The 25,676-nt window shown below is 39.3% G+C and carries 25 protein-coding genes; 14 read left to right on the top strand and 11 right to left on the bottom strand.

All coding sequences use genetic code 11. From position 1 onward, the window contains the following. The first annotated feature begins 22 nt into the window (after positions 1-22). From BM015_RS21330 to BM015_RS01820, 5 genes are all read left to right on the top strand, one after another. Positions 23-328: a DUF6660 family protein gene (locus BM015_RS21330; protein WP_143075724.1), complete on the top strand. Its 306-nt coding sequence runs from the start codon at positions 23-25 to the stop codon at positions 326-328. Positions 329-370: 42 nt separating this feature from the next. Next, entirely contained in the window at positions 371-1,090 is a 720-nt protein-coding gene (locus tag BM015_RS21785) for a TonB-dependent receptor (protein ID WP_245751166.1), read from the top strand. An 83-nt stretch (positions 1,091-1,173) separates the two neighbouring features. Next, positions 1,174-2,520, top strand: a complete 1,347-nt coding sequence (locus BM015_RS21780) for a TonB-dependent receptor plug domain-containing protein (protein WP_245751165.1) — start codon at positions 1,174-1,176, stop codon at positions 2,518-2,520. A gap of 56 nt (positions 2,521-2,576) precedes the next feature. Further along, the gene (locus BM015_RS01825; protein WP_177191782.1) at positions 2,577-3,707 is read left to right on the top strand and encodes a carboxypeptidase-like regulatory domain-containing protein; all 1,131 of its coding nucleotides are present in this window, start codon (positions 2,577-2,579) and stop codon (positions 3,705-3,707) included. A 73-nt stretch (positions 3,708-3,780) separates the two neighbouring features. Continuing rightward, positions 3,781-4,473, top strand: a complete 693-nt coding sequence (locus tag BM015_RS01820; protein WP_090653914.1) for a hypothetical protein — start codon at positions 3,781-3,783, stop codon at positions 4,471-4,473. A 3-nt stretch (positions 4,474-4,476) separates the two neighbouring features. On the opposite strand, the gene BM015_RS01815 is transcribed toward BM015_RS01820, so the two are convergent. Continuing rightward, on the bottom strand, positions 4,477-5,853 hold the full coding sequence (locus tag BM015_RS01815; RefSeq protein ID WP_218148412.1) for a TolC family protein: 1,377 nt from the start codon (positions 5,851-5,853) through the stop codon (positions 4,477-4,479). Positions 5,854-6,031: 178 nt separating this feature from the next. Between BM015_RS01815 and BM015_RS01810 the strand changes: the two genes are divergently transcribed. The 3 genes from BM015_RS01810 (at position 6,032) to BM015_RS01800 (ending at position 9,534) form a co-directional block, all read left to right on the top strand. Beyond that, complete coding sequence (locus tag BM015_RS01810) at positions 6,032-7,684, top strand: UxaA family hydrolase (RefSeq protein ID WP_090653910.1); 1,653 nt, start codon at positions 6,032-6,034, stop codon at positions 7,682-7,684. Positions 7,685-7,952: 268 nt separating this feature from the next. Next, entirely contained in the window at positions 7,953-8,783 is an 831-nt protein-coding gene (locus BM015_RS01805; protein ID WP_090653908.1) for a fumarylacetoacetate hydrolase family protein, read from the top strand. A gap of 28 nt (positions 8,784-8,811) precedes the next feature. Beyond that, positions 8,812-9,534: a PmeII family type II restriction endonuclease gene (locus BM015_RS01800; RefSeq protein ID WP_177191781.1), complete on the top strand. Its 723-nt coding sequence runs from the start codon at positions 8,812-8,814 to the stop codon at positions 9,532-9,534. Here BM015_RS01800 and dcm read toward each other — a convergent pair. The 3 genes from dcm to ispG form a co-directional block, all read right to left on the bottom strand. Further along, complete coding sequence (dcm, locus tag BM015_RS01795; RefSeq protein WP_090653903.1) at positions 9,510-10,748, bottom strand: DNA cytosine methyltransferase; 1,239 nt, start codon at positions 10,746-10,748, stop codon at positions 9,510-9,512. The genes BM015_RS01800 and dcm overlap by 25 nt on opposite strands. A 70-nt stretch (positions 10,749-10,818) precedes the next feature. Continuing rightward, positions 10,819-11,292: a very short patch repair endonuclease gene (locus BM015_RS01790; RefSeq protein ID WP_090655153.1), complete on the bottom strand. Its 474-nt coding sequence runs from the start codon at positions 11,290-11,292 to the stop codon at positions 10,819-10,821. 80 nt (positions 11,293-11,372) lie between these two features. Further along, positions 11,373-13,472, bottom strand: a complete 2,100-nt coding sequence (ispG, locus tag BM015_RS01785; protein ID WP_090653901.1) for a (E)-4-hydroxy-3-methylbut-2-enyl-diphosphate synthase — start codon at positions 13,470-13,472, stop codon at positions 11,373-11,375. Positions 13,473-13,618: 146 nt separating this feature from the next. On the opposite strand from ispG, the gene BM015_RS01780 reads away from it, so the two are divergent. The 3 genes from BM015_RS01780 to BM015_RS01770 all read left to right on the top strand — a co-directional run bounded on the left by BM015_RS01780 (position 13,619) and on the right by BM015_RS01770 (position 17,090). Further along, positions 13,619-15,520: a S9 family peptidase gene (locus tag BM015_RS01780; RefSeq protein WP_090655150.1), complete on the top strand. Its 1,902-nt coding sequence runs from the start codon at positions 13,619-13,621 to the stop codon at positions 15,518-15,520. Positions 15,521-15,771: 251 nt separating this feature from the next. Beyond that, positions 15,772-16,428 (top strand): response regulator transcription factor, encoded by a 657-nt coding sequence (locus BM015_RS01775; RefSeq protein WP_090653899.1) that lies wholly within the window; start codon positions 15,772-15,774, stop codon positions 16,426-16,428. 107 nt (positions 16,429-16,535) lie between these two features. Next, complete coding sequence (locus tag BM015_RS01770) at positions 16,536-17,090, top strand: hypothetical protein (protein WP_143075723.1); 555 nt, start codon at positions 16,536-16,538, stop codon at positions 17,088-17,090. A gap of 96 nt (positions 17,091-17,186) precedes the next feature. On the opposite strand, the gene BM015_RS01765 is transcribed toward BM015_RS01770, so the two are convergent. Then, on the bottom strand, positions 17,187-17,456 hold the full coding sequence (locus tag BM015_RS01765) for a hypothetical protein (protein ID WP_090653894.1): 270 nt from the start codon (positions 17,454-17,456) through the stop codon (positions 17,187-17,189). A 139-nt stretch (positions 17,457-17,595) separates the two neighbouring features. On the opposite strand from BM015_RS01765, the gene BM015_RS01760 reads away from it, so the two are divergent. Beyond that, positions 17,596-18,321, top strand: coding sequence for a DUF2490 domain-containing protein (locus BM015_RS01760; protein ID WP_177191780.1), 726 nt, complete (start codon positions 17,596-17,598; stop codon positions 18,319-18,321). Positions 18,322-18,324: 3 nt separating this feature from the next. Here the strand turns inward: BM015_RS01760 and BM015_RS01755 are convergent, their stop codons facing one another. Next, positions 18,325-18,897 carry a tetratricopeptide repeat protein gene (locus tag BM015_RS01755; protein WP_090653891.1) on the bottom strand — a complete coding sequence of 191 codons (573 nt, stop codon included), beginning with the start codon at positions 18,895-18,897 and terminating at the stop codon, positions 18,325-18,327. A 23-nt stretch (positions 18,898-18,920) separates the two neighbouring features. Next, positions 18,921-19,928: a VWA domain-containing protein gene (locus tag BM015_RS01750; RefSeq protein WP_090653889.1), complete on the bottom strand. Its 1,008-nt coding sequence runs from the start codon at positions 19,926-19,928 to the stop codon at positions 18,921-18,923. 111 nt (positions 19,929-20,039) lie between these two features. On the opposite strand from BM015_RS01750, the gene BM015_RS01745 reads away from it, so the two are divergent. Then, positions 20,040-20,477 carry a GNAT family N-acetyltransferase gene (locus tag BM015_RS01745; RefSeq protein WP_143075722.1) on the top strand — a complete coding sequence of 146 codons (438 nt, stop codon included), beginning with the start codon at positions 20,040-20,042 and terminating at the stop codon, positions 20,475-20,477. A 5-nt stretch (positions 20,478-20,482) separates the two neighbouring features. On the opposite strand, the gene BM015_RS01740 is transcribed toward BM015_RS01745, so the two are convergent. The 3 genes from BM015_RS01740 to kbl are packed head-to-tail and all read right to left on the bottom strand — an operon-like array spanning position 20,483 to position 22,786. Continuing rightward, positions 20,483-21,316 (bottom strand): penicillin-binding transpeptidase domain-containing protein, encoded by an 834-nt coding sequence (locus tag BM015_RS01740; protein ID WP_090653886.1) that lies wholly within the window; start codon positions 21,314-21,316, stop codon positions 20,483-20,485. Positions 21,317-21,363: 47 nt separating this feature from the next. Further along, positions 21,364-21,561, bottom strand: coding sequence for a DUF433 domain-containing protein (locus tag BM015_RS01735; RefSeq protein ID WP_090653884.1), 198 nt, complete (start codon positions 21,559-21,561; stop codon positions 21,364-21,366). Between the two features lie 31 nt (positions 21,562-21,592). After that, on the bottom strand, positions 21,593-22,786 hold the full coding sequence (gene kbl, locus BM015_RS01730) for a glycine C-acetyltransferase (protein WP_090655147.1): 1,194 nt from the start codon (positions 22,784-22,786) through the stop codon (positions 21,593-21,595). 533 nt (positions 22,787-23,319) lie between these two features. Between kbl and BM015_RS01725 the strand changes: the two genes are divergently transcribed. After that, on the top strand, positions 23,320-24,276 hold the full coding sequence (locus tag BM015_RS01725; RefSeq protein WP_090653882.1) for an NAD(P)H-dependent flavin oxidoreductase: 957 nt from the start codon (positions 23,320-23,322) through the stop codon (positions 24,274-24,276). On the opposite strand, the gene BM015_RS01720 is transcribed toward BM015_RS01725, so the two are convergent. Continuing rightward, positions 24,266-25,651 carry a DUF2339 domain-containing protein gene (locus BM015_RS01720; protein ID WP_177191779.1) on the bottom strand — a complete coding sequence of 462 codons (1,386 nt, stop codon included), beginning with the start codon at positions 25,649-25,651 and terminating at the stop codon, positions 24,266-24,268. The genes BM015_RS01725 and BM015_RS01720 overlap by 11 nt on opposite strands. Between the last annotated feature and the right edge of the window lie 25 nt (positions 25,652-25,676).

Genomic DNA, 25,676 nt, shown 5'->3' with positions numbered 1-25,676 from the left:
ATGGTTTAACTATTTTTGCGCCGTGAAAAAATGGCTCTGCTCCATATTACTTTTATATATTTTGTTCAGCATAATTGTGCCCTGCTCTTTTTTTGACAAATGTGAAGAGAAACAGCAAATCCAACAGGCTGCAAACAATAAGCAAAAAAACAATTGCGATAATTGTTCACCTTTCTGTGTTTGCTCATCTGCACACAATTTTACCAATAATATTATCGCTGCAATAGAGCCTGCTATTTTCAGGAAAGAGATTGTTTATAACGATTACTACCTTTCTTCTTCATCAGAATATCATCCATCGCTTTTTCAGCCTCCGCGGTTAGGTTAATAATTCAGCGCAATCCAGCATTTATTAACCAACTTTTTTTACATGAAGAAACTATTATTATTAATCATGGTAATGTTATATGCGCATATAGCATATTCTCAATACACCATTAAATTATCCATACAAACTACTGAAGATAAAACGCCGCTTGCAGGCGCCACGGCTACTATTGTTCCCATCAATAAAACATTAGTAGCAGACAGCCTTGGCATGATTGCTTTTACAAACATTGCAAAGGGTGTTTACAATATTAAAATCTCTTATATAGGCTTTGAAGAAAAAACAATAAAGCTCAACGTGCCAAATGAAAATGTTGTAATGATATTGCTGGATGAAGCGGAAGAACAGGAAGATGATGTAGTGGTAACTGCAACAAGAACCAGCCGCACCATCGGCGATATTCCAACACGCGTTGAAACCATATCGGGCGAAGAACTGGAAGAAAAGGCTAATATGAAACCTGGTGATATACGCATGATGCTGAATGAAAGTACCGGCATTCAAACGCAGCAAACATCTGCCACATCTGCCAATTCAAGTATAAGGATACAAGGGCTTGACGGCAGATATACACAACTGTTGCGCGATGGTTTTCCTTTATATGCCGGATTCTCCGGGGGCTTAAGTTTGATGCAGGTGGCGCCGCTCGATCTTAAACAGGCAGAAGTAATTAAAGGTTCGCTTTCTCCTTTATATGGCGGCGGCGCTATCGCAGGCCTCGTAAACCTCGTTTCCAAAACGCCGCGTGAAAAAGGGAGCTGAGTTTTCTTGCCAACGCAACATCAGCAAAAGGCCTGGACCTCAGCAGCTTTTACAGCCAGCGGTTTAAGCATATTGGCATTACATTGTTTGGCTCGGCAAACGCAGGCGCCGCTTATGATCCAGCAGGCATTGAATTAACCGCTATTCCAAAGTTTAAACGTTACACCATCAATCCAAAGCTTTTTTTATATGGCGATAAAACCAATGCCAATATTGGGTTTAGTTATATAACCGAGAACAGAACAGGCGGCAATATGAATTATATAAAGCACAACACGCCCGGCTATTTTGAAAAGAATAATACAGACCGTTTTTCAACCCAGTTAGATATTCAGCATAAACTGAATGATAATTCAACGCTTCAATTTAAAAACAGTTATTCCGGGTTTAACCGGTTAATAGCAATTCCCGGTTACATCTTCCAGGGCAGGCAGCAATCATCTTATTCTGAATTGAATTTTACTGCAAAAAAAGAAAAGGCTTTGTGGATAGCAGGATTGAATTTCCTGACAGATGATTTTAAAGAGAAGCAGCATAACACAATGCTTTTAAGAAATTATCATTATAATACTTATGGTGTATTTGTGCAAAACACCTGGACACCGGCAAGCCACTTTAGCCTCGAAACAGGATTGCGCGGCGACTATGTAAAACAATATGGTTTTGAATTGTTGCCACGCATTTCAGCCATGTTTAAAGTATCGCCTGCATTTACAGCAAGACTGGGCGGCGGCTTGGGGTATAAAACACCAACAGTATTTACAGAAGATGCGGAGCGGATACAGTTTCAGCATATTCTTCCAATAAATGAAGCAACAGCCATTAACGAAAAATCGGTGGGCGGCAATGTTGATTTCAATTACAAAACCCATATTGGCAGGCTCGGTTTTAGTGCCAATGTTTTGTTGTTTTATACGAAGCTGCATAACCCGCAGGTATTAAAAGATACAAGTGAAGGCAATAAAGCATTTGTAAATGCCAATGGCCATATTGATACAAAAGGGCTTGAAACCAACCTGCGTTTTACATACAGCAATTTCAAACTGTTTATTGGTTATACGTATGCTGGTGTGAATAGCCATTATAACAATACTGAAAGCTGGTTTCCGCTTACGCCGAGGCATCGTTTAAATAATGTATTGATGTATGAAAAGGAAGATGATATAAAGATTGGCCTTGAAGCCTATTATTACAGCCCGCAAAAGTTAACCGATGGTGCGATGGGAAAATCATACTGGATGTGTGGCGCTATGGCTGAAAAATGCTGGGATAAGTTTTCTGTGTTCATCAATTTTGAGAATATTCTCGATGTAAGGCAAACAAAATTTGATACGATTTATACCGGGACTATCGATAACCCAATCTTCCGTGATATTTATGCACCATTGGATGGCTTTGTGGTGAATGGCGGCATTAAACTAAAATTTTAGTTATAAAGGTTTTGCCCTATTTTCGATGCATGAGGGCATTGTTCATATTCTGTTTAATGTTAATTGCACAAAGCCTTTTTGCGCAATTAACATTGCAGGGAAAGGTTATTGATTCGGCTACCAGCCAGCCACTTGCCAACGTTAGTGTTTTTATAAGCAATACCAGCGCAGGCACCATAACAAAACAGGATGGAAGTTTTAGCTTATCCATTCCGCAGGGCGCCTATCAAATAGTTTTTTCATATATTGGATATGCAACAAAAACTTATGCTACCAATACAATAAGCAACCCCTTTAATGTTTATCTTTCTCCTTCCGATCACCAGCTTGAAGATGTTGTGCTCGTACCTTTTGAAAAAGATGGCTGGGCCAACTGGGGCAAATTTTTTATTGACCTTTTTATTGGAACAACAGATGAAGCCCGGCAATGCGTTATACAAAACACCAAAACAATCAGGTTCAGGCATGATAAGAAAGCTAAAACGCTCCAGGCAATTGCATTTGAGCCATTAACCATCATTAATAAAGCGCTGGGTTATAAAATTCAATACCAGCTTGAAGAGTTTACATACGACTTTACTAACAAATATCTTTTTTACCAGGGCTATCCTTTATTTACAGAAATGCGGGGTAGCGGTTACAGGCAAAAAAGGTGGCAGGCAAAAAGAAAAGAAGTATATGAAGGGTCGCAAATGCATTTTATGCGAAGCCTGTGCAGAAATGTTATTGTTGAAGAAGGCTTTGATGTATTCAGGATGCGTAAAATAGAAAATGAAGAAAAGAAAAGAATAAGGTTGATGCTGAAATACAACCCGATGCCTGAAGACAGTTCGAAATATTATGAAAATATTCTTGCAGAACCAGATGAAAAATCAATTATATACTCAGGCAAGTTAACCGGCGACAGCATTGCGTTTGGTATTAATGATATAACCGCAGGCTTTGAATTTGATAATTATCTTTATATCAACTACAATAAAAAGAAAGTACCCGATGCTTTTCTCAGAAGTTTTCCGCGCAGCAGTGCAAACATGGCTTCAGAAATAACACTGCTGGAAAAAGTTACTTTGCAGGTTGATGCGAATGGTAATTTCCATCCGCAGTTGGCGCTGTTAAATACAGGTTATTGGGGATGGAGCGAAAAAATTTCAAGAATGCTGCCGTTTGATTATAAGTATGGCAAATAGCCATCATAAAGCGGGCGAGGTTTAATAATGATTTATTATATTACAATATGCTTTTAATTTAATACCGCCTGCCATGAAATTCTCACTGATTATAGCTGCCTTAATAATGCATTATAACATTTATTCCCAAAACAAAGAATGGCTTGTGAAGCCAGGCGAAGATGTAAAAAATGCTTTAGGTGACAGTGTTATTTATCAATACCCGCAATTTAAAGCAGGCATTGTTTATTTTAAAAATGGTACTGCTTCAAGCGGTAATCTTAATTTAAACATCTTCAACGGCGAAATGCAGTTTATACAATATTCAGGCGATACAATGGCGCTTGCCGACGAAGGGCTTATTAAATACATAACCATACAAAACGATACGTTTTATTATAATAAAGTTTATGTACAATTAATATACGGAAATGCGGCGGCCAAATTTGGAAAGATTGAGGTTTTAAAAAAAGTTGATGAAATAAAGAAAAGTGGATACGGTCAAATGACTTCAACTTCTTCTATTAGTAACATAAGCTATTATGGTGCAAACAACCAGGTTTCAAAGCTTGAAATAGCCAACAAAATTTTATTGCATAAAGAAACCTATTATTTTATAGCTGATAGATTCAACAACTTTAACCCTGCTTTAAAAAAGAATATTTTCACCATGTTCAATGCCAATAAAACAGCGATTGAAACATTTATGAATGATAATAATATTAACCTGGATAAAAAAGAAGACCTTATAAAGCTTATTGATTTTATAAAGCAAATACAACAATAATATTTATCGCAACTTGTACGTAAGCCGCTTCATTTCAATTTCAGCAGCCTTAGCAGCATAGCTCATGTTTACCAAAAGATAACCTGCATTGGCAAAACTTTCCTGCGCATTCTTTACATCAACAATAGTGGCAACACGTGCCTGGAATTTCAGTAACACAAGATCAAGCAATTGTTTGGCAAGTGCATAACTCTCCTGCTGCGTTTGCAATTGCTGCAAAGATTTCTGATAGGCCTGGTAATTCTTCACAGCATTGGAAGTGTTGTCACGCACTATAATGTCCTCCTGCAGCCGTGCATTCTCTGTATTTATCGCCGCTATTTTTTGCTGGCGTTTATAAACAGACCCATTATAAATAGGTATGGTCAGGCTCACGCCCACATACGGCCCGTATGTTTGATTAAGTAATACATTGCCCGCAGCCGTTTGCGAACGGTTATAGTTGTATCCTGCGTTGGCATACAATGAAGGATATCGCTGCGCTGCGGTTTCTTTTTCTATTAACCGGTTTATTGTAACCTGCATGCTGGCTGCCGTAATATCGGGGCTTTGATAAATATTGTTCATTACATCTTCCAGCATCAGGCTTTGGTCAACGGTTATTGAATCAGTAATTACAATATTGCTGTCTGGTTTTAAAGTAAGTGAGGTTAATAAACTTGTTTTGGCCTGTTCAATAGCAAGCTCCTGTAATTTTCTGGATTGTATCAATGCATTCAAATCAAGCTGCGATTGAAAAAGGTCCGCATTATTTGCCAGCCCAACATCTAATTGCGTTTTTATAATATCCACACGTTGCTGGCTTACTGCAATGGAAGTATCAAGCGTAGTTAAATAGCTCTGCTGGCGCACTACATCGTAGTACTGCGTCATTACCGTGGCAATGGTGTTTATAATATTTGCATTCAGGTATTCCTGGCTTTGCTTCTCCAGTTCCTCCAGGCGGTGTTTGGTTGCCACCACCTGCATGCCGTTATATAAAAGAATACTGCCCTGCACCCCAGCCGTGGCGCTGTTGCCTGCAGCAGATTTACGGTTAATATGTTCCCCGGTGCTTATTCTTTGATTTACGGCATTCAGTTGCTCCCTGTCGGTAGCCGTGCCCGTAACAACAGGCAGCCCGCCTGCCATACCATAACTGTTACTAATGTCTGCAGCTTCAACATTATTTCTTGCTATTTCAATATCATAACTGTTGCGCAATGCAATAGCTATAGCACTGTCAAGCGTTAGTGTTTGCTGCCCGAAACAAGTAATGCCTGCCGTGAACAGCAAAGCAGCCAGTAAACTTCGCTTTACTGATATAATTTTTATATAACGGGTTTTAGAGCTTTGCGGCAGCATAGTTAGCCTGTCCCGTTTTTTTCGGGAGCCACTCACTTGTACAGTTGATTTGTTTTTCGGCAAAAGGTGCATCTGTTTTGTAAAGTGTAACTATTAAACAAATAAATTCGCGGTTGCTAAAATACAATTAGTATTTACCGGCGAAATAAATTTTGTATAGCTATTCCTGTTTATTTAGGAAGCTTTAACATTAAGCAACCTGTTATTAAATTTTATGCAAACAAAAGCTTTACGCATTCACCCGAAAGATAATGTAGCCGTTGCATTAACGGTTTTGTACAAAGGAGAGCAAATTAACCAGCCTGCTTTGCCACAGGTTGAAATACAGGAGAACATTCCCGCCAAGCATAAGTATGCCCTGGTTGATTTAAATGAGGGCGATGAAATATTTATGTATGGCGTATTGGTAGGCAAAGCCATGAGCTTTATACCAAAGGGTGGCCTGCTTTCCATAAAAAATGTAAAACACGCTTCAGGCAGTTTTGAATTAAAGGAAAGGCACACAGAATGGCACAAGCCTGATGTTGCCGCTTTTGAAAACAAAACCTTTAATGGCTATCACCGCGCAGATGGCGCTGTTGGCACAAGAAATTTTTGGATAGTAATTCCAATGGTTTTTTGCGAAAACAAAAATGTGGACGTATTGCAGGAAGCCTTTATGAAAGCGCTCGGATATGCTCCAAAAGAATCGCCTTATGAAGCTATGGTGCAGCGTATGATACGCGAATATGAGAGCGGCAATAAGGAATATGATCTGATGTTTGCAGATGAAGATGAATTTGTGTTGGAAAATAAAAAGGTATTCCCAAACGTTGACGGTATAAAATTTTTAACCCACACTATGGGCTGCGGCGGCACACGCGATGATGCAAGGGCTTTATGCGGCCTGCTGGCCGGTTATATTACACATCCCAATGTGGCTGGTGCAACAGTTTTAAGCCTGGGCTGCCAAAACGCCCAGTTGGCAACGTTAAAAGAAGAAATTGAAAAACGTGATGCAAATTTTTCAAAGCCTTTAATATTACTTGAACAGCAAAAGATCGGCAACGAAAAAAAATTGTTGGGCGAAGCCATTAAAAAAACGTTTGAAGGCCTTGCAATGGCAAATGAACTCGAACGCAAACCGGCGCCTTTAAGCAAATTGTGCATTGGCCTGGAATGTGGTGGCTCAGATGGTTTTTCAGGCATTTCCGCCAATCCTGCTATCGGTTATACTTCTGATATATTGGTGGCATTGGGCGGCACTGTTATCTTATCTGAATTTCCTGAGCTCTGCGGCGTGGAACAGGAACTCAGCGACCGTTGCGTTGATGATAATACAGCAGAAAATTTCATGCAACTAATGACTACTTATAACCAGCGTGCTGTGGATGTTGGCTCCGGTTTTTATGCCAATCCTTCGCCGGGTAATATTAAAGACGGGCTTATAACAGATGCTATAAAATCTGCAGGCGCTGCAAAAAAAGGCGGCACTTCTCCTGTAACCGATGTGCTGGATTATCCCGGTAAAGTTTCGAAACCCGGTTTAAATTTATTATGCACGCCCGGCAGCGATGTGGAATCCACCACGGCAGAAGTGGGGGCAGGCGCCAATATTGTTTTGTTTACAACAGGCTTGGGCACGCCAACCGGCAACCCTGTAACGCCGGTATTAAAGCTATCTACCAATACTGCCCTGTATAATAAAATGACCGATATAATTGACATTGACACCGGCCCCATTATAGAAGGCAATGAAACGATTGAACAGGCCGGTGAAAGAATTTTGAATTACATAATTGATGTTGCCAATGGCAATGTGCAGGCTAAAGCAGAAGCAGGTTTGCATGATGATTTTATTCCGTGGAAACGCGGAATATCTTTATAAATTTAAATACGGCCAGATGCCTCCGGTGCGCCAGGCTGATAGCAGTAAATGATCAATGCTCAATATTCAATATTCATTTTGCAAAAGATTATAATTGAACATTCCTGCCTGTCCTTCAGGCGGGGATTATTGCATATTGATTATTGAATATTTCTTAAGTATACGAGATTGAGTGAATAACAATAACAACATACAGCAAACGGCCTCTCTTAAGCACTTTATTAAATAACCTATATATTTAACCATACCATATAATCAATTAGCTACAATGAAATTATTTAAAACCTCTGCCGGCATTTTTCTTCAGCGCAATGAAGAACATTTTGTATTGAACGAAGACTTTGATGCACTGATAAACCGTGATAATTTATTTGAATACCTGTCATCTGTTTCATCAGAAAAAATTACTGTAAACTGGAATGAAATAAAAATGCTTGCACCTATAGGCAGGCAGGAAGTATGGGCTGCAGGCGTTACTTATTTACGCAGCCGCGATGCAAGAATGGAAGAGAGTAAAGATGCGGGTGGTGCAGATTTTTACAGTAAAGTGTATAATGCTGAAAGGCCTGAATTATTTTTTAAGGCTTTGCCGCACAGCGTTTCAGCACCGGGTGAAGAAGTATTCATTCGTAAAGATTCCAAATGGAATGTGCCTGAGCCCGAATGCACACTGCTTATTAATTCAAAAGGAAAAATTGTTGCTTATACCATTGGCAACGATATGAGCTCCAGGGATATTGAGGGTGAAAACCCCTTGTATCTGCCCCAGGCAAAGCTGTATTACCGCAGTGCTGCACTCGGCCCTTGTTTATATGTTCCCGGGAACGAAATTTCATTGGATACAACCATCAATTTAAGTATTAAAAGAGGCGATGAAATTGTGTTTGAAGGCTCCATACAGTTAAACCGCATGAAAAGAAACTTTAAGGAGCTTGCTGAATATTTATACCGTGAAAACATTTTTGAACACGGTTGCTTTTTAATGACCGGCACAGGCATCATTCCTCCGAATGAATTTACCTTACAATCCGGCGACGAAATTTCAATTGGTATTGAAAATATTGGCGTGCTGGTGAATGTGGTGGCATACAGGATGTAATAGTTGGAATGCTTTCAAAAAGAGTTACATGAAAACACAAGATGAATTAATACAGGAAATTGTAGAATATTTTAAGGTTTATATTTTTGAAAATCATATTAACGCCTCTATAAATGTGCATTCAAAGCTGAAGAAGTATAATATAAATCCTATAGTTGTAAAATATCTATCGAAATTACTGGAAGATAATTATACGCCCATGGGTGTTGCTAAGGCACTTTATTATCCGAGAGTTTTAGGAACTTCTATTAATACTTCATTCGGAACAAGGATACAAAATATGTTCGTTGACTTGAAAATTGCAGAAGGGTCTTTGATTAAGGGCATGGATATAGAATTTACTGATAAAATTGATAACCGTAGAAAATGGTGCCAACTTAAATCAGGCCCTAACACTATAAATTCCGAAGATGTAAAACCTCTGATTAAAAAATTTACTGATACAATAAATCTTGCAAGAACAAACAAGATCTCTAAAAATATTAATAATACCGATTTTATTGTGGGCGTACTTTATGGTGAGAAAGAGGAATTAAGCATGCATTATAAAGTCATAGACAAAGTTCATCCAGTTATAATTGGCAAAGAATTCTGGCAAAGAGTTACTGGATTTCCAAAGTTCTATGAGGGCTTGGTTTCAGGACTTCATTTATTAATTGGAGGCATAGATACAAATAATGCAATTAGCAAAGGTCTTGAAGGACTTGCTAATGAAATTGAAAGCTCTCAGCTCTTTGAATTTAAATCATAGTACTTATTTAAAAACTTGATAATTGAATAACCTACTTCACATCCTAAATTAACAGGTACCGCATTCCCTATTTGTTTGTATTGCTGCGCCAAAGAACCGGAAAACTCCCAATCATCAGGAAAAGTCTGGATACGGGCATACTCTCTTATTGTAAAAGGCCTCGTCTCATCGGGATGGCAACGTTCAGTTTGCTTTTGCGCTGGACTACAGGTTAAAGTAAGGCAAGGTTCATCCCATCCAATTCTGCGCGCCATACCTGTTTTACCACCACCGAGGTAAAAACTTTTTCCCATAAATTGTTTTTGGACTTCTATTGGTAAATCGCGCCAATAACCTTTTGGTGGTACAAGATCTAACACTTGCTTTTTGCTTTCAGGATATTTAGCGCCCTTTGATTTTGGCACATTGTTACAAAACAAATCCCCTTTCTTTAAAGCATCTTCCAAATTATACACTTTTTTATAAGGTTTTGGGTAATAATATTGTAAGTCTATATCCTTTCTGATAGCAACTAAAATAAGCCGTTCCCTTTTTTGAGGCACTTTAAAATTGATTGCCTTTAAAACTTGTACAGGTGCAACGTTATATCCAATCTCACTCAATATTGAGATCATCCCTTGCAAAGTTTTTCCATTTGCGTGGCTTAATAAACCACGTACATTTTCGCCAATGCAAATGGGAGGATTTACTTCTTTTACAACCCTGGCAAACTCATAGAAAAGGGTTCCTCTTGCATCTGCAAGCCCTAATTTTTTACCCGCATAGCTAAATGCCTGGCAAGGGAAACCGCCTGTAACAACATCAACTTTATCTTTATACTCAGTGAAATCAAATGCCCTTATATCACCTTCCAAAACTTTCCAAGCAGGCCTGTTTTGACGTAAAGTTTGGCAAGCCCATTTATCAATTTCATTTAGGGCAACACATTTTAAGCCTGACTTTTCCATACCCACAGCAAATCCTCCGGCACCCGCAAATAATTCCAGTACTTTATAATCCTTTTTGGCTTTAACAAAATTGGACGTTTCTTCTTCGATATTTTCACCTAACAAGTTTGCAAATAAAGTTTGAACCTTAGCTTTTTCATAAACCCTATAATTGCTAATTGGTTCTCTTACAGCATTTAGCTTGCCATCTCTGTCCCACCGTCTTAATGTTTCTTTACTTTTTCCAATAAGTTTTGAAGTTTCTGACAATGATAAATATTCTTTCATAACCAAGTTATATAACCTTATACAATGGTTACAAATTTATAGAAACCGCCGAAAAAAAATATAGTAGATGTTATATGTGCAAAGAATGTATATATCCAAATACCATATCCAAGCAGGTTTGTGGTCTTTTAATTATTTCATTATTCCAAAACCGGAAGACCTTATACCCTAAGGCAGCAATTTTTGTGTTGTTTTCTAAATCCCGTTGCATATTCCTCTCAATCTTAGGTATCCAAAACCCCCTATTTGCCTTGATCTTGCCTTTTTTTTCATTCCATTTATAGCCATGCCAAAATTCCCCATCAATAAATATTACAAGTTTATATTTCTTTATTACTATATCAGGATTGCCCGGCAAATTTTTATTATATTTCCTGTATCGAAGACCAGAAGCCCATAACTTTTTTCGAAATAAAATTTCAGGCTTTGTATCCTTGCTCTTGATTTTCGACATTAAAGCGCTTCTAACTGGTGTTGTATAAAAACCAGCATCTTCTTCAAATCTTGGAACTTTAATGGGCGTTTGTTGTGTATAATCTGCCATCTGCATTGCTTGCGTCAAATAATAAGGAGGTTCTGCATCTTTAAGATATGAACGCCTTGCAAAGAAAAGAGTAAACTTTTTTACACCGGTTCAATCCAGGCGCCGTAATCTTTAATAAGATTGATCAGCTCATCAACTGCTACATTGCTGTCAACATTACGTTTAATAACCTCTTTGCCTTTGTATAAAGTTATTTTGCCAACGCCGCTGCCCACATAACCAAAATCGGCGTCAGCCATTTCGCCGGGGCCGTTTACAATGCAACCCATAATGGCAATTTTTACACCCTTTAAATGATTGGTTACCGCACGGATTTTTGCGGTGGTTTCCTGCAGTTCAAACAATGTTCTTCCACAGCTTGGACAACTGATGTATTCGGTTTTTGAAATGCGGGTGCGGGTTGCCTGCAATATGGAAAATGATGTTGCATTAAGGAATTGATGATTGTTGGCAACAGCAATATAATTACGGCCGCTTACCCGTGTGTTACTCATTTTTTGAGGATCATTCATCAGCCATATACCATCGCCAAAACCATCAAGCAGTAAAGCGCCTGCTTCTGCCGAAAATTGAATAAGCTGTTCATCCACCGAAGCGCAATGGCTTTCAACACAAATAATAACAGGCGCTTTTATGTTGCGTTCCATCAGTTCAATAATATTGCGGCGCACATCTGCCATGCTGTGTTTGTTGGTTGAATACAGGCAAAGAACAGCGGTTACGTCGGTGGCAACCTGGTCGAAAATCCTTTCTTTTATTTCCTTATCAATCGTATGAACATCAATCGCAATAAAATTTTGTTTAGCTGATTTTTCCGCTATATCAAGATAGTCAACGCCTTCAAACAATGGGAAAGCGGCCTCTTCCCGGCCCTCTCCAGAGGACAGAGAGTTTTTAGCTTCTAACCACGTTTTAGCATTGCATATAACTTTTAACGTGCCGGGCAAATGAAAGTCTAAGGTTTTATTTGCTGTATAAATATAATCTGCGGCGGAGTCGCCAATATTCCATTTATCCGTTGCAGCATCATAACTATAACCAATAACTTTTAAATCTTCCGCATTGATCTTTTCTTTCTGCATGAAATCAGCCACTGCAACTGGTACCAATGTGCCGCCAATATTATTTACTTCGTTTGTAATCCTGCGTTTGTACTCAAAAGGATTGTAGGGCAAGGTTAACCGGTGACTGTCAGCCGATGACCGTTGTGCAGTTGAAAGTTCTTCTGTGAACGGTTGACTGTGAACTGTGGACTTTATCTTCTGCAACAAATCAGCTACAGGTGAATGGTGCTCACGGTTTTCATAACGCTTCACCAAATCTTTACAAACCGGTATTTCAAATTCAGGGTCTTCTGTAAGTGATACACGTATCGTATCGCCTAATCCGTCTTCCATTAAAGTGCCGATGCCCACAGCGCTTTTTATTCGTCCGTCTTCGCCATCGCCGGCTTCAGTAACGCCGAGGTGTAAAGGATATATTTCGCCAAACTCTTCAAACATGGTATTCACCAGCAACCGGTAAGCCTGCACCATAACCAGTGTGTTACTGGCCTTCATGCTTAATACAATATTGTGGTAGCTTTCATTTCTCGCTATGCGCAGAAATTCCATTGCGCTTTCCACCATGCCCATGGGCGTATCGCCATAACGGCTCATGATCCTGTCGCTCAAAGAGCCATGATTGGTGCCAATACGCATAGCCGTTCCATATTCCTTACAAATTTTAACCAGCGGCGTAAAGCGGTTGCGTATGCGGTCTATCTCTTCTGCATATTCTGCATCGGAATATTCAATTTGTTCAAACTTTTTCTTGTCAACATAATTGCCTGGGTTAACCCTAACCTTTTCAACTATGCGGGCTGCAATTTCCGCTGCATTGGGTGTGAAATGAATATCTGCCACCAGCGGCGTTGTATAACCACGTTTATGCAGTTCATTTTTTATGTTGAGTAAATTTTCCGCATCTTTTTTTGAAGGCGCTGTAATGCGCACCAGTTCTGCGCCGGCTTCGATACAACGGATGGTTTGTTCAACCGTGGCAATTGTATCCATCGTATCGGTAGTCGTCATGGTTTGCACACGCACCGGGTGCAGGTTTCCCAATAAAAGATCCCCAATCTTTACTTCCCGGGTTTTTAAGCGGCTGTACGCCGTAAGTGAATTGCAATATAGCTGCATAGGCTGCAAATTTATGCAATAGGCAGGTGATGGGTTATTTTTTCAGAATTAGGATAAAATTTAACGTTAAGGCAAAGCAGTTGTAGTTAATGCGCCGCATTTTTTATAAGCGGAAAACTTCCGTAGTTTCGTTCAAAACCAATTATATGCTTAAACACCTGACTGCTGCAGCGTTGCTGCTCTTATTTATCAGTTGCAATCAACCGGAACAAGAGGCCCGCATGCCAAAACAATACACCATCCAGCAACTATATAATAACCTTTCCGTTGGCGCGGCAGGTTTTAACAGTGATGAAAGCAAGGTGCTTATAAACAATAACAGCACCGGCATTTATAATGTATATGAGCTGAACGTTGCAGATACGGCAGTAACGCCTTTAACAACATCTGCCAAAGAATCTTTTTTTGCGATTGATTATTTGCCCGGAACTGAAAAATTCATTTATTCTGCAGACCAGGGTGGTAATGAAAATTCGCATCTTTACCTCAAGAGCAAAACCGATACAGGCGCAAAAGATATTACGCCCTGGGCCGGCAGCGCTAATAATTTCTATGGCTGGAGCGATGATAAAACGGCGATGTATATTACCAGCAACCAGCGTAATCCGCAGGTATTTGACTTGTGGAAGATTGATACTGCCACCTGGAAAGCCAGCCTGCTTTATGAAAACGATTCTGCTTATGATATAGCAGGCATCAGCAAAAGCGAAAAATATATTGGTTTAAATAAAAGTATTACTACCGATAAAAACGAACTGTACCTGTATGACCGTGATACAAAGACAACCAAACGCCTGAGCAACGATAAGGAAGCTAACTGGAACCTGCAGTCTATAGAAAAAAACGACAGTATTTTATATTACACCACAAACGATGGTAATGAATTCAGTTATCTCGTAAAGTATAACATCAACAGCGGCAAGGCTGATAAAATTTATGAAGATAAATGGGATGTGGCAGGCATGAGTTTAAGCGACCATGAAAAATATCATACCATCTTTATAAACGACGATGGCAAAAACAAGGTGTTATTATTTGATCATGCTTCAAATAAAGAAATTCCTTTCCCTGAAATTAAAGATGGTGATGTGCAGAGTGTTATCATATCGCCGTCAGAAAAAAACTTATTGCTGTCTGTGGGCAGCAGTACGAGCCCTAACAATTTGTATGCTTATAATATTGAAAGCAAACAGTTAAAACAGCTTACATCAACCTTGAACAAAGAAATAGATGAAAATGATTTGGTAAAAGCAGAGGTGGTCCGCTTTAAATCTTTTGACGGTAAAGAAATTCCTGCTATTTATTATAAGCCATTGCAGGCGGGCGCCGGTAATAAAGTGGGCGCTTTGGTTTGGGTGCATGGCGGCCCCGGCGGTCAAAGCCGTATTGGTTTCAGCAATGCTATTCAATATCTTGTTAATCATGGTTATGCAGTGCTTGCTGTGAATAACCGCGGCAGCAGTGGTTATGGAAAAACGTTCTATAAAATGGATAATAAAGATCATGGTAATGCTGATCTTAAAGACTGTGTATGGGGCAGGAAATGGCTGGCTGAGCAGGATTATATTGACAGCAATGCCATTGGTATTTATGGTGGCAGTTATGGCGGCTGCATGGTGCTGAATGCACTTTGCAGTTACCCTGATGAATTTAAAGTGGGTGTTGATTTATTTGGTGTTGCCAACTGGCTGCGTACTTTGCGCAGCATACCGCCTTATTGGGAATCGTTCCGCAAGGCTTTGTATGAAGAAATGGGCGACCCCAATACCAGCGACAGTATTCATTTAAAAGAAGCATCACCTTTATACAATTATCAGAAAATAACAAAACCCTTAATTGTATTCCAGGGCATGAACGATGTGCGTGTATTGCCTGTTGAAAGTGATGAAATTGTTGAAGGTGTAAAGAAAAACGGCGTGCCGGTTGAGTATGTAACTTATCCGGATGAAGGACATGGTTTTGTAAAGAAAGAAAACCAGATAACAACATCAGAAAAAACACTGGCTTTCCTTGATAAATATTTAAAACCGCCAACAGCCGGAAAGTAATAAGATAATTGAAAACATTTTTAAGAGAGGCTGCCTGGCATAAACGGGCAGCCTCTCTTATTATCCCTGGATTACAATTTTCATCCCCGGATAATGAAATATGGCTTTAATGCATCAATTTAATTAATAAATTTACCGGCATTAACACGATATCCAAAGTACATGAAAAGTCAAACTTCAGCTAACATGCCTGTTGCTCTATATCCCGGTAAAAAAATAACCAGTTGCTTTAATATATCAACCAAGTACCAATGATAACAGTTGCTGTTGCAGACGATCATGCTTTATTTAAATCGGGCATTATTGAATTGATACAATCGCAGCCTGATATGGAAGTGTTGTTTGATGCTTCCAATGGTAAAGAGTTTATTGACCGGTTAGTTAAAAGCAAAGGGATTGACATAGCCGTTATAGATATTGAAATGCCGGTAATGAATGGCTTTGATCTTACAGATTACCTTCATAAAAATTATCCTGCTATAAAAATAATTGTATTGTCTGCATACTCGCAGGAACGCTTTGTAGTAAAGCTGATAGAATGCGGTGCTGCTGGTTTTCTATCGAAGAATTGCCAGCCTAAAGAATTGTTTGATGCCATAAGGCAAACCCATGACTGCGGGTTTTATCTTACGCCGGATGCATTTAAAGTAATGCAGCGGGCAAGAACGATATCTAAAAAATATAAAAACATCAATAACATTCCCGTAGAATTAACCGCCCGTGAAATGGAAGTGCTTAAATTAATATGCGGAGAAATGACGAACCATGAAATAGCTGATGAACTTTGTGTAAGCGTGCGTACCATAGAAGGCCATCGCAATAACCTCATTTTAAAAACCGGTAGCCGTAATACTGCAGGCCTTGTTTTATTTGCCGTTCGTTATAATATTATTGATGCACTTTCCTGAAAGCACGTAGAAATACGTGTTTTTAAAAACCCGTCTTCTTACGCTTGTAACCGGTTTTAAAGCAGTTTTATTTTGTGGCATTAATCATTCTGAAAAACATTTATTCTATGCCACTGAAAACATGGGTAACAAAATCCCGGCAACCGTTCAATTCATTCTATTATTACAATACCATGAGCCGCAATTTCGTACGCATACGGCTGGAACTGGGCAGGAAGGGCTTATATCCCAATCCCGGCATCACGGCACGGTTAAACAGGTTTATCGGCTTTGTGGATAATTTAAATGCATTCGATTTTAAAAATTTTAACCGGTGGACTGTAAACAATAAGAATGAAATTGTTTATTGTGTGGGCAATGATTTTATAACCTTGCCAAATGAACCTGTAGCAGGTAAAAAGGTTATTGATTTTTCTTTAGCCATTGATGAACTGCATCCAACATTTATTCATTTGGGCAATACGGTTGCGGAAACGCCGGGCATGCTGCCTGTAAACAGCAGGGGAAAAGAGGTTACAGAAGAAATGCTTATTACAATTGCAGAAAGCCAGTTAGGCGAATATACCAGCATTTCCCTATGCACATATGCTGCCGATGAATGCGAATTGGCTGATGCTGTTTTTAAATTACACCGGCACATTTGTTTAATGTTATTGAACTAAAGTAAGTTCTTATACTTCCGTACCCTTTGAAATTATAATTCCATACTCTCTGAAACTATAATAAAGCTGCCGGCAATTCACCCGGCAGCTTTATAGTTATCTGTTTGTTAGCGCACTGAGTTGTTTTCCCAAATCCTGCAATGTGCTTCGTAAATTTTCTGTTGCTATATTTTTAAGCTGCAGTTGCTGTAAAGTTTGCTGAAGATTTTCAACGGTTGAAGCGGCATCAGGATAAGCAGTTAAAATATCAATGGCATTTTGCAGGTAAGCAATTGCATAATCGCCCAGTTTAAAACTTACCGGCGGGTCAAGCAGGTATTGCTTTATTTCAGTGATCTTTTTAAGGTCTTCATTCTTCATCTTCATTTTGTAAAGATACTAAGGTTGAAAGCTATAACACGCTTCGGTTGTAACGTTAAACCAACCAATAATATGCCTCGAAACAATTAACGGTTATTGCAGATATTAATATTATTTTATTGCTATCATTGCCGAAATATTTTGCTTGAAATTATCTGTGATCTATAAAGCATCAGCATTTCTTTTATTGCTGCTTGCCAGCAATTCATTATTAGCTCAAAACAATGTATTGGGCGGATGGAATATTCTTAATTATAATTATTCCTTTAATAAGAAAGTGTTCCTGTACAGTGAAGCTCAGTTGCGCAGCCAGCATATAGCTAATGATTTCTATTACCACGAATTAAAGTTTGGCGGCGGATATAATATAACCGATAAAAGTTCGGCCTTTATAGGTTTGGGGAACTATGAAACCTATACTTTTCCCGGCAACTTAAAGAAACCGCTTACTTCAAATGAGTTCAGGATATGGGAGCAGTTTGTTATTTCTGCTTACATAGACCGTATTAAATTTGAAAACCGTTTCCGTATTGAACAGCGCTGGATTAACGGCGATTTCTCCAGCCGTTTTCGTTACCGCATAAATCCTATCATACCGCTTAACCATTCAAAACTTACGGCAAACACAGTTTACATACCTTTTTATAACGAGGTTTTCTTTACCAATAAAGCACCTTATTTTATACGCAACAGGGCATTTGGCGGCATTGGTTACCAGTTTACAAAAAGCATTGCATTGCAGGCTGGTTTTATAAGGCAGTTTGATTATCGTAAAGCCGATGATGGCAGCGGTAAAAATTTTATACAAATGATGCTTGTCATTAATGGCGGCCACCCGGGCAAAGAACCGCAGCATTCGAATACCGATTAACTGTTACCAGTCTTTGTCGGGTTGTATGGTACTGTTTTTATCCTGCAGTTTTTGCTGCAACTGTTTTTCCTGGTTGCGCAGCTCATTAAACTTCTGCTGCATCATATCTTTATTCAGCGGTTTTTGTTTTTGCTGTTGCTGATTTTGTTGTTGGCTCTTTGGTTTGCTTTGTTGCTGCTGCTGTTTTAATTCATTCAATGCCTTCTGAAGGTTTTCCCTTGCATCATCATCATCGGGGTTTTCTTTTAATGATTCCTTAAATGCATTAATGGCTTTTAGTAAATCTTTTCCTTTTAAATAAGCCAGCGCTTTATTATAGTTGGCATCAGATCTTAATGAATTAAGTGTTGCATCTTTTACTACTTCATCGTAATTTTTACTGGCTTCATTCAATTCATTTTGCCTTTGCAAAGCATTGGCAAGATTAAAGCGGGCCGTATTATTAGCCGGGTCTTTCCGCAATGCATTTTTATAGGCTTCAATGGCAGTTTTATAATCGCCTTTGCGATAAGCTTCATTGCCTTTGTTTATTTCACTGTTGGCCGGCTGCGCCATAATACCCGCAGTAAAAAACATTATCAATATGGTAAAAAAATATTTCAGCTTGTTTGTATTTTTCTTTTTGTTTCAGGAATAAAAATTTCTGCGATTAACAACAGCAAAGCTATCAATACAAAAATACCATACAATGAACTGTATTGTTTTTCGCCGCCTCCTGTTTCTATGGCTTTCTTTTCCATACCATCTAAAATGGCAGCAATATTGCTGGCAGAAGTACCTGCATTATCAAGATGAAAATAAGCGCCACCTGTTTGCTGTGCTATTGTGCGGAGTTCTTGTTCGTTTAATTTGCTTATAACAGTTTGCCCGTTACGGTCAACCTTATAAGCATTGGCGCCCGGTTCTGTTATGGGAGCGCCGTTTACGCTGCCCACGCCAATCGTATTTACAATAATACCTTTATCGCTTAGCTGTTGTAATATATCTTCTGTGCCGGGGTCATGATCTTCTCCATCGGAAATTAGAACAACAGCCTTGTATTTTTTTTCTTCTGAACTGAACGAACCGGCGCATAAACGCAATGCGTCGCCCACAACTGTTCCCTGTATGGGCACAGCTTCTGGTGAAGCATTGGAAACATATAATTTGGACACGGCAAAATCTGATGTAAGCGGCATTTGCAATACAGCGCGGCCTGCAAAAACCACGAGGCCAACACGGTTATCATCCAGCTTATCAATAAGGTTGTTTACAAACTGTTTTGCGGCGTCAAGCCTGGAAGGCTTTACATCTTCGGCCCACATGCTTTTACTTACATCCAATGCAATCATTATGTCAATGCCTGCACGTTTTTCATCTTTACCAATAACCGGTTTTCTTAAATTGGCCGCAGCAATAATTAATAACACTATGCTTGCGGCTATTAATATAAACTTGAGTTTATATTTTCTTCCATCATAGTTTTTGGTAAGCTGATCAATGAGTTTCTCATCGCCCAAAGCTCTTTTTACTTTCTTCTTCCATTGCAATACGGAAAATAATAGTAAAACGAGTGGAATAATTATTATTAACCCGGCAAGGTATATGGTATGTTCAAACTGAAACATAATGTGATTGCTGCAAGCTACAAGCATTAAGCCAATCGTGTATTTAAAACCTGATTTTTATGGTTTGATTAATGATTGGCAGAAATAACAATATTAAAATTGCAATTAATTATGATGCAGGAAATTTTTATAAGAAGAATGCAGATTGAAGATGCCGAGGCCGTAAATATGCTAACCGGCCAGCTTGGTTATTCCATAGATATTGCGCAGGTTAAATGCAATCTTGAATTGCTCTTAAACGATGATGATGCTGCAGCATTTGTTGCTGTATTAAATAACCGGGTAATTGGCTGGATGACAGTGGCAGGCGTTATAACACTTGAATCTTCTCCTTACTGTGAAATCCGCGGGCTCATTGTGGATGAGCAGTTGCGCAATAAACAAATTGGTAAAGCACTAATTGAAAAAACGAAACAATGGTGCCGGGATAATAAACGTGAAAGATTAAGAGTGAGGTGCAATGTTGTGAGGAATGCATCGCATGCTTTCTATCTCCATCTTGGATTTAAAGAAAAAAAGGAACAGAAAATTTTTGAGATGGATGTTTGAAATGCTTACCGCTGTCCTTTAAAAAATCCATACTGTGAAAGGATATTTTTTAAGATGGCCAGCCGTGCTGTTACCATATCCATATCATGCGGGCCTTCAATCTGCAAAACGAAAAAATAGGGATGCCTGTTTTCTTCTTCCCAGCCAACAATCCAGCCGATAGATTTTCCGTCTTCCTTATAACCCCAGCCTGTTTTATATGCAAGCGTATAGTTGGAATTCTTTTCCTGCACCATCACGTTTTTTACAACAGTCTGTACGCGTTTTTGAAAAGGCAGTTGCTCAAAGTATAATTTCTTTGCCAGGCCAAGCTGTTCATCAGCCGTAATTTTTATATTATTATCGAGCCAGAAAGAATCAAGATCATTTTTAATAACGGCGCGGTTATATTTTGAACCATAACCCAAGCTATCCAGCCAGTGCTGCATGGTATCTTTCCCAATTCTTCTTGCCACCTCCTGGTAGTAAGGAACGGCTGATAATTTAAAAGCCTGCTCCATGGTAAGGTCTTTGTTCCATTCAGCATTAGAACGTACCACGCCATCCCACGGTATAACCATTTTCTCACCGGAAATAACACCAGTTTGCAGGCCAATAAGTGAGTTAACAATTTTGAATGTGGATGCAGGCAGATAAGCGCTGTCGGTAAATCTTCTCAAATTATAAATGGTGAACTGAGCCTGCCCGTTATCAAACATGCCAAAAGTGCCTGTAACATGGTATTCATCAAAATACTTTTTCAGGCTGTCATCGCTGGTAATATTATTGCTGGAACAGGCTGCTAAAAAGAAGATGCCTAAAAGCAGGCAATAAAAACCGGGATGCCTAATTACACGCATTATTGATTGGTTTAAAAAACTAACAGCCGTTAAATTACAACGGCTGTTTATTGGTTTATAGTAACTGCTGTGGAACCAGCATACTTCATAGCGACCTTTATTTCTGCAGACGAAAGCAACGGGTATTGAATGATAATTTGCTCTTCAGTCATCCCGTTATCTAACATGTTAACCAGTTTCCAGAAAGGAAGGCCGGCTTCCATTAATTTCGGTTTTTCGCTTTCAGAACGAAGTATAGTATTCATCGGATTGCTCTTTGATTACGCCCCAAAGGTATTACCCGTTTTTTATTACACCTAACTCTTTTCCAATTTTTGTGAAAGCTGTGATTGCTTTGTCAATATCTTTTATTTCGTGCGCTGCACTTAACTGCACGCGGATGCGTGCCTGGCCTTTTGGCACCACAGGGTAAAAGAACCCAATTACATAAATGCCTTCATCCAGCAATTTGGCTGCAAACTGCTGGGCCACAACGGCGTCGTACAACATTATGGGCACAATCGGGTGTTCGCCGGGTTTTATATCAAAACCGGCTTCTGTAATTTTTTTCCTGAAATAAACAGTATTGCTTTCCAGTTTATCACGCAACTCCGTTGTTTCGGAAAGCATATCAAAAACCGCAATGGATGCGCCCACAATGGCCGGCGCCAATGTATTGGAGAAAAGATAAGGACGGGAGCGTTGGCGCAGCATTTCAATAATTTCCTTTTTGCCACTGGTAAAACCGCCATTGGCGCCGCCAAGCGCTTTGCCCAATGTGCCGGTAATAATATCAACTTTACCCATCACATTTTTGTACTCATGGGTGCCGCGGCCCGTTTTGCCAAGAAACCCGGTTGAATGGCTATCATCAATCATTACCACAGTATCATATTTTTCAGCCAGTTCGCAAATAATATCTAATTGCGCTATGGTGCCATCCATGCTGAAGGATCCGTCCGTTACAATAATACGGCTGCGCAAATGAGCAGCATCAATCAGCTTCGCTTCAAGGTCTTCCATGTTATTATGCTCGTAGCGGTAACGCTGCGCCTTGCATAAACGCACGCCGTCAATTACGGAGGCATGGTTCAAAGCATCGCTTATAATAGCATCCTGCTCATTAAATAAAGGTTCAAAAACGCCGCCATTGGCATCAAAGGCAGCACAGTATAAAATGGTATCTTCTGTGCCGAGAAAATCAGCTATTTTCTTTTCAAGTTCTTTATGAATATCCTGCGTGCCGCAAATAAACCGTACGCTGCTTAAACCGTAGCCATGTGTTTCAATGGCTTTGTGTGCTGCTTCTATAACTTTAGGATGAGAGGAAAGGCCGAGATAATTGTTGGCGCAAAAGTTCAGAACCTGCTTCCCGTTTACAGTTATTTCAGCGCCCTGCGGGCTGGTAATAATGCGTTCTTTTTTAAACAAACCGGAAGACTCTATTTCAAGCAATTCCGCCTGGATGCGGTTAGTAAAACTTTCATTCATCTGTATATTTTTTGTTTTTACATTTTTTGCCAAACAGGAATAACGCATAACATCACGTGGTATAAAATTCCCGGGAATTTTTTATGCTTTATTTCATACCTGCACAATTAAGATGAGGCAAACCTAATACAATTGTTGATAAGCCTGTACCGGTATTGTTTTGTTTTTTTTAACAGCGGGAATTTTATAAACTGATTAATTTACGACTACATTCGTAGCTAAATTAATCACCATCCGCTACTTAAGAAATATACCAGTTTTTATAGCTGCCGCATTATTGTCAGCTACGTTTTTATTTATTGCATTTACCTCGCAAAAGCAAAACCTGCAACCGGCTGCTCCCATATTAAAAACAAGCAGTCCGGGCTCGAAAATAAAAGCAGATAACAACAAGAAAAATTCAGTTATGAAGAGGTTTATTTCATGCGTGGAAATGAGAAGATATTTATATTAATTTTTCCTGTTACTGCACTGTTATTTTGCTTAAATATTTTATTCTTATTTATTAACCCGCTTTGTTTTATTTTGGGTTGATGTCAAACTTTTCTAACCGCATTACACAGCTTTTTAATATTGATTACCCTATTGTTCAGGCCGGAATGGTTTGGACAAGCGGCTGGAAACTTGCCAGCGCAGTAAGCAATGCAGGCGCATTGGGCTTAATTGGCAGCGGCAGCATGTATCCTGATGTATTGCTTCAACATATCCGCCAATGCAAAGCAGCCACGGCAAAACCTTTTGGCGTAAATATCCCGCTTTTATACCCTGACATAGAAAAGCACATCCAGATTGTAATTGATGAAGGTGTGAAAATTGTTTTTACGAGCGCCGGTAATCCTAAAACCTGGACGCCGGTTTTAAGACAACATGGTATAACGGTAGTACATGTGGTAAGCAGCAGCACATTTGCAAAAAAAGCGGAAGCTGCAGGCTGCGATGCTGTAGTGGCTGAAGGTTTTGAAGCCGGCGGTCATAATGGCCGTGAAGAAACCACTACAATGGTTTTAACCCCGCTTGTGAAAGAAGCAGTGAAAATTCCGGTGCTGGCCGCAGGCGGCATTGCAACGGGAAGGCAAATGCTGGCCGCTATGGTTTTAGGCGCCGATGGCGTGCAGGTAGGCAGCCGCTTTGTATGCAGTAACGAGGCTTCTAATCATATAAAGTTTAAAGAGGCTGTTATAAACAGTAAAGAAGGCGATACAATGCTGAGCATGAAAAAAGTGGTGCCGGTGCGGTTGCTTAAAAATAATTTTTTTGAGACGATAAAAGAAGCTGAAATGCGTGGCGCAACCAGGGAAGAACTTGCAGCAATATTAGGGCATGGCCGTGCAAAAAAAGGCATGCTGGAAGGTGAACTTGATGAAGGCGAGCTGGAAATTGGAGCGGTAAGCGCCTTAATAAACAATATAAAACCTGCTGCCGATATTGTACAGGAAATATGGAATGAATTTAGTGCAGCAGCAAACAACCCTTTTCATTTTAATCGCTGATGTTTGTTTTATTTTCATCATCTGCAGACAAAACCGCTTTAAATTTTTGATAGAAGAAAGAAAGCACGAGCAGTAATGTGCCAATGGTTATGTAAGCAATAATTTTTTGAACGGCCGTAAAGAATATGCTATCTAACAGAACCAGTTTTAACAGCGTAAGCCCTACAAGTAAAATGGCGGCAAGCCTTGGCCATATTGTTTTTGTTATAATGCCAATGATAAATACAATTATAGCAAGCAGCATCCAGAGCATGGTAATGGTTAAGCCGCTGTATTGTATGCCTATCCATAAAACAGCAAGTAAAAGTGCAGTTGCATAATGTATGCGGTTAAGCACTTTTTCATCGTGAAAGAAATTATTGCCTGCAATAGCAAAGCTAAAAAACAACAGGGCGCAAAAGGCTGTTACAGCAGCCGCATTTGCATTGGAAGAAGATGCGCTAAAAATGGCAAGCAGTGAAATAAAGAGTGAAAAGTTATTGATAAGTATATGCAGCAGTTGCTGATTGCTTAATCTCGTTTTTCTTGTTATGGTAAATGCAAAAGCGCTCAGCAGGAATAAAATATAATAAATACTCATAAAAACAACTGCATAAAACTGATAAGCTTCTTTGTACCTCGCAAGCAGCCAGCCAATGAAAAAACTCCAGGTAATAATCAGTGCAAGCAGGTTTAATAATTTCCATGAACGTTTGAAAGATATAATGAGTATGCCTGCATTCATTACAAGTATATAGCTAAACAGTAAGAGATAATTTTCATGATTGGTGCTGATGAGAATGGGTATGGCATAAGCGCCAACCATGCCAACAACAGCAATTTCCTGGCGGTTATATTGCAGCGACCTGCTTGCCGTATAAAGGGCAATCACTGCCATTATAATAAAGCAAAGTATTTGCGAAAAGAAATCGTAATACGTGAATGCGCCATACGTTGTAAAATACATGGAAGCCATTGCGCCACTGAATAAAATAGCGCTGAAGCCTTCATAGTTTTTCTTTAGCATGAACGATAACAAAAGCAATACGGCGCTTGCTGAGTAAGCAAGTATAATTCTTGCAAAAGGTGTAATGAGGTTTTTATCAATTGCATATTTTACGCCTATAGAAATACCAATCAGCAATACAACTATACCAACAAGGTTAATGATCTTTAAACCTATAAAGCTTTCAACTGAACGTTGCAAAGCAATACTCCTTTTCACCGCCTGTGCCGATGAAGCAGCAGGCTCCGGCAACTTAGCAGGACCAACAGTATGGTTATCGCTTTTATTTATCCTGCGCTGCATTTGCATTAATTCTTCCTGCACCTGTTGTAACTGCTGCGATAATTTTTTCACCTGCTGTTTCAGATCATCCATTTCGCTTAAAGCCATATTCGATGTTAAGGATTTTAAATTA

This window comes from Parafilimonas terrae (assembly GCF_900115755.1).
Taxonomy (GTDB): Bacteria; Bacteroidota; Bacteroidia; order Chitinophagales; family Chitinophagaceae; genus Parafilimonas; species Parafilimonas terrae.
The sequence above is the reverse complement of the archived record's forward strand: the minus strand, read 5'-3'. Positions and strand labels throughout refer to the sequence as shown.

What these genes read in the sequence shown, in the direction of transcription:
- BM015_RS21785 (WP_245751166.1), top strand. Translation starts at nt 371, where the DNA reads ATGAAGAAACTATTATTATTAATCATGGTAATGTTATATGCGCATATA.
- BM015_RS01825 (WP_177191782.1), top strand. Translation starts at nt 2,577, where the DNA reads ATGTTAATTGCACAAAGCCTTTTTGCGCAATTAACATTGCAGGGAAAG.
- BM015_RS01820 (WP_090653914.1), top strand. Translation starts at nt 3,781, where the DNA reads ATGAAATTCTCACTGATTATAGCTGCCTTAATAATGCATTATAACATT.
- BM015_RS01810 (WP_090653910.1), top strand. Translation starts at nt 6,032, where the DNA reads ATGCAAACAAAAGCTTTACGCATTCACCCGAAAGATAATGTAGCCGTT.
- BM015_RS01805 (WP_090653908.1), top strand. Translation starts at nt 7,953, where the DNA reads ATGAAATTATTTAAAACCTCTGCCGGCATTTTTCTTCAGCGCAATGAA.
- BM015_RS01800 (WP_177191781.1), top strand. Translation starts at nt 8,812, where the DNA reads ATGAAAACACAAGATGAATTAATACAGGAAATTGTAGAATATTTTAAG.
- dcm (WP_090653903.1), bottom strand. Translation starts at nt 10,748, where the DNA reads ATGAAAGAATATTTATCATTGTCAGAAACTTCAAAACTTATTGGAAAA.
- BM015_RS01790 (WP_090655153.1), bottom strand. Translation starts at nt 11,292, where the DNA reads ATGGCAGATTATACACAACAAACGCCCATTAAAGTTCCAAGATTTGAA.
- ispG (WP_090653901.1), bottom strand. Translation starts at nt 13,472, where the DNA reads ATGCAGCTATATTGCAATTCACTTACGGCGTACAGCCGCTTAAAAACC.
- BM015_RS01780 (WP_090655150.1), top strand. Translation starts at nt 13,619, where the DNA reads ATGCTTAAACACCTGACTGCTGCAGCGTTGCTGCTCTTATTTATCAGT.
- BM015_RS01775 (WP_090653899.1), top strand. Translation starts at nt 15,772, where the DNA reads ATGATAACAGTTGCTGTTGCAGACGATCATGCTTTATTTAAATCGGGC.
- BM015_RS01770 (WP_143075723.1), top strand. Translation starts at nt 16,536, where the DNA reads ATGCCACTGAAAACATGGGTAACAAAATCCCGGCAACCGTTCAATTCA.
- BM015_RS01765 (WP_090653894.1), bottom strand. Translation starts at nt 17,456, where the DNA reads ATGAAGATGAAGAATGAAGACCTTAAAAAGATCACTGAAATAAAGCAA.
- BM015_RS01755 (WP_090653891.1), bottom strand. Translation starts at nt 18,897, where the DNA reads ATGTTTTTTACTGCGGGTATTATGGCGCAGCCGGCCAACAGTGAAATA.
- BM015_RS01750 (WP_090653889.1), bottom strand. Translation starts at nt 19,928, where the DNA reads ATGTTTCAGTTTGAACATACCATATACCTTGCCGGGTTAATAATAATT.
- BM015_RS01745 (WP_143075722.1), top strand. Translation starts at nt 20,040, where the DNA reads ATGATGCAGGAAATTTTTATAAGAAGAATGCAGATTGAAGATGCCGAG.
- BM015_RS01740 (WP_090653886.1), bottom strand. Translation starts at nt 21,316, where the DNA reads ATGCGTGTAATTAGGCATCCCGGTTTTTATTGCCTGCTTTTAGGCATC.
- BM015_RS01735 (WP_090653884.1), bottom strand. Translation starts at nt 21,561, where the DNA reads ATGAATACTATACTTCGTTCTGAAAGCGAAAAACCGAAATTAATGGAA.
- kbl (WP_090655147.1), bottom strand. Translation starts at nt 22,786, where the DNA reads ATGAATGAAAGTTTTACTAACCGCATCCAGGCGGAATTGCTTGAAATA.
- BM015_RS01725 (WP_090653882.1), top strand. Translation starts at nt 23,320, where the DNA reads ATGTCAAACTTTTCTAACCGCATTACACAGCTTTTTAATATTGATTAC.
- BM015_RS01720 (WP_177191779.1), bottom strand. Translation starts at nt 25,651, where the DNA reads ATGGCTTTAAGCGAAATGGATGATCTGAAACAGCAGGTGAAAAAATTA.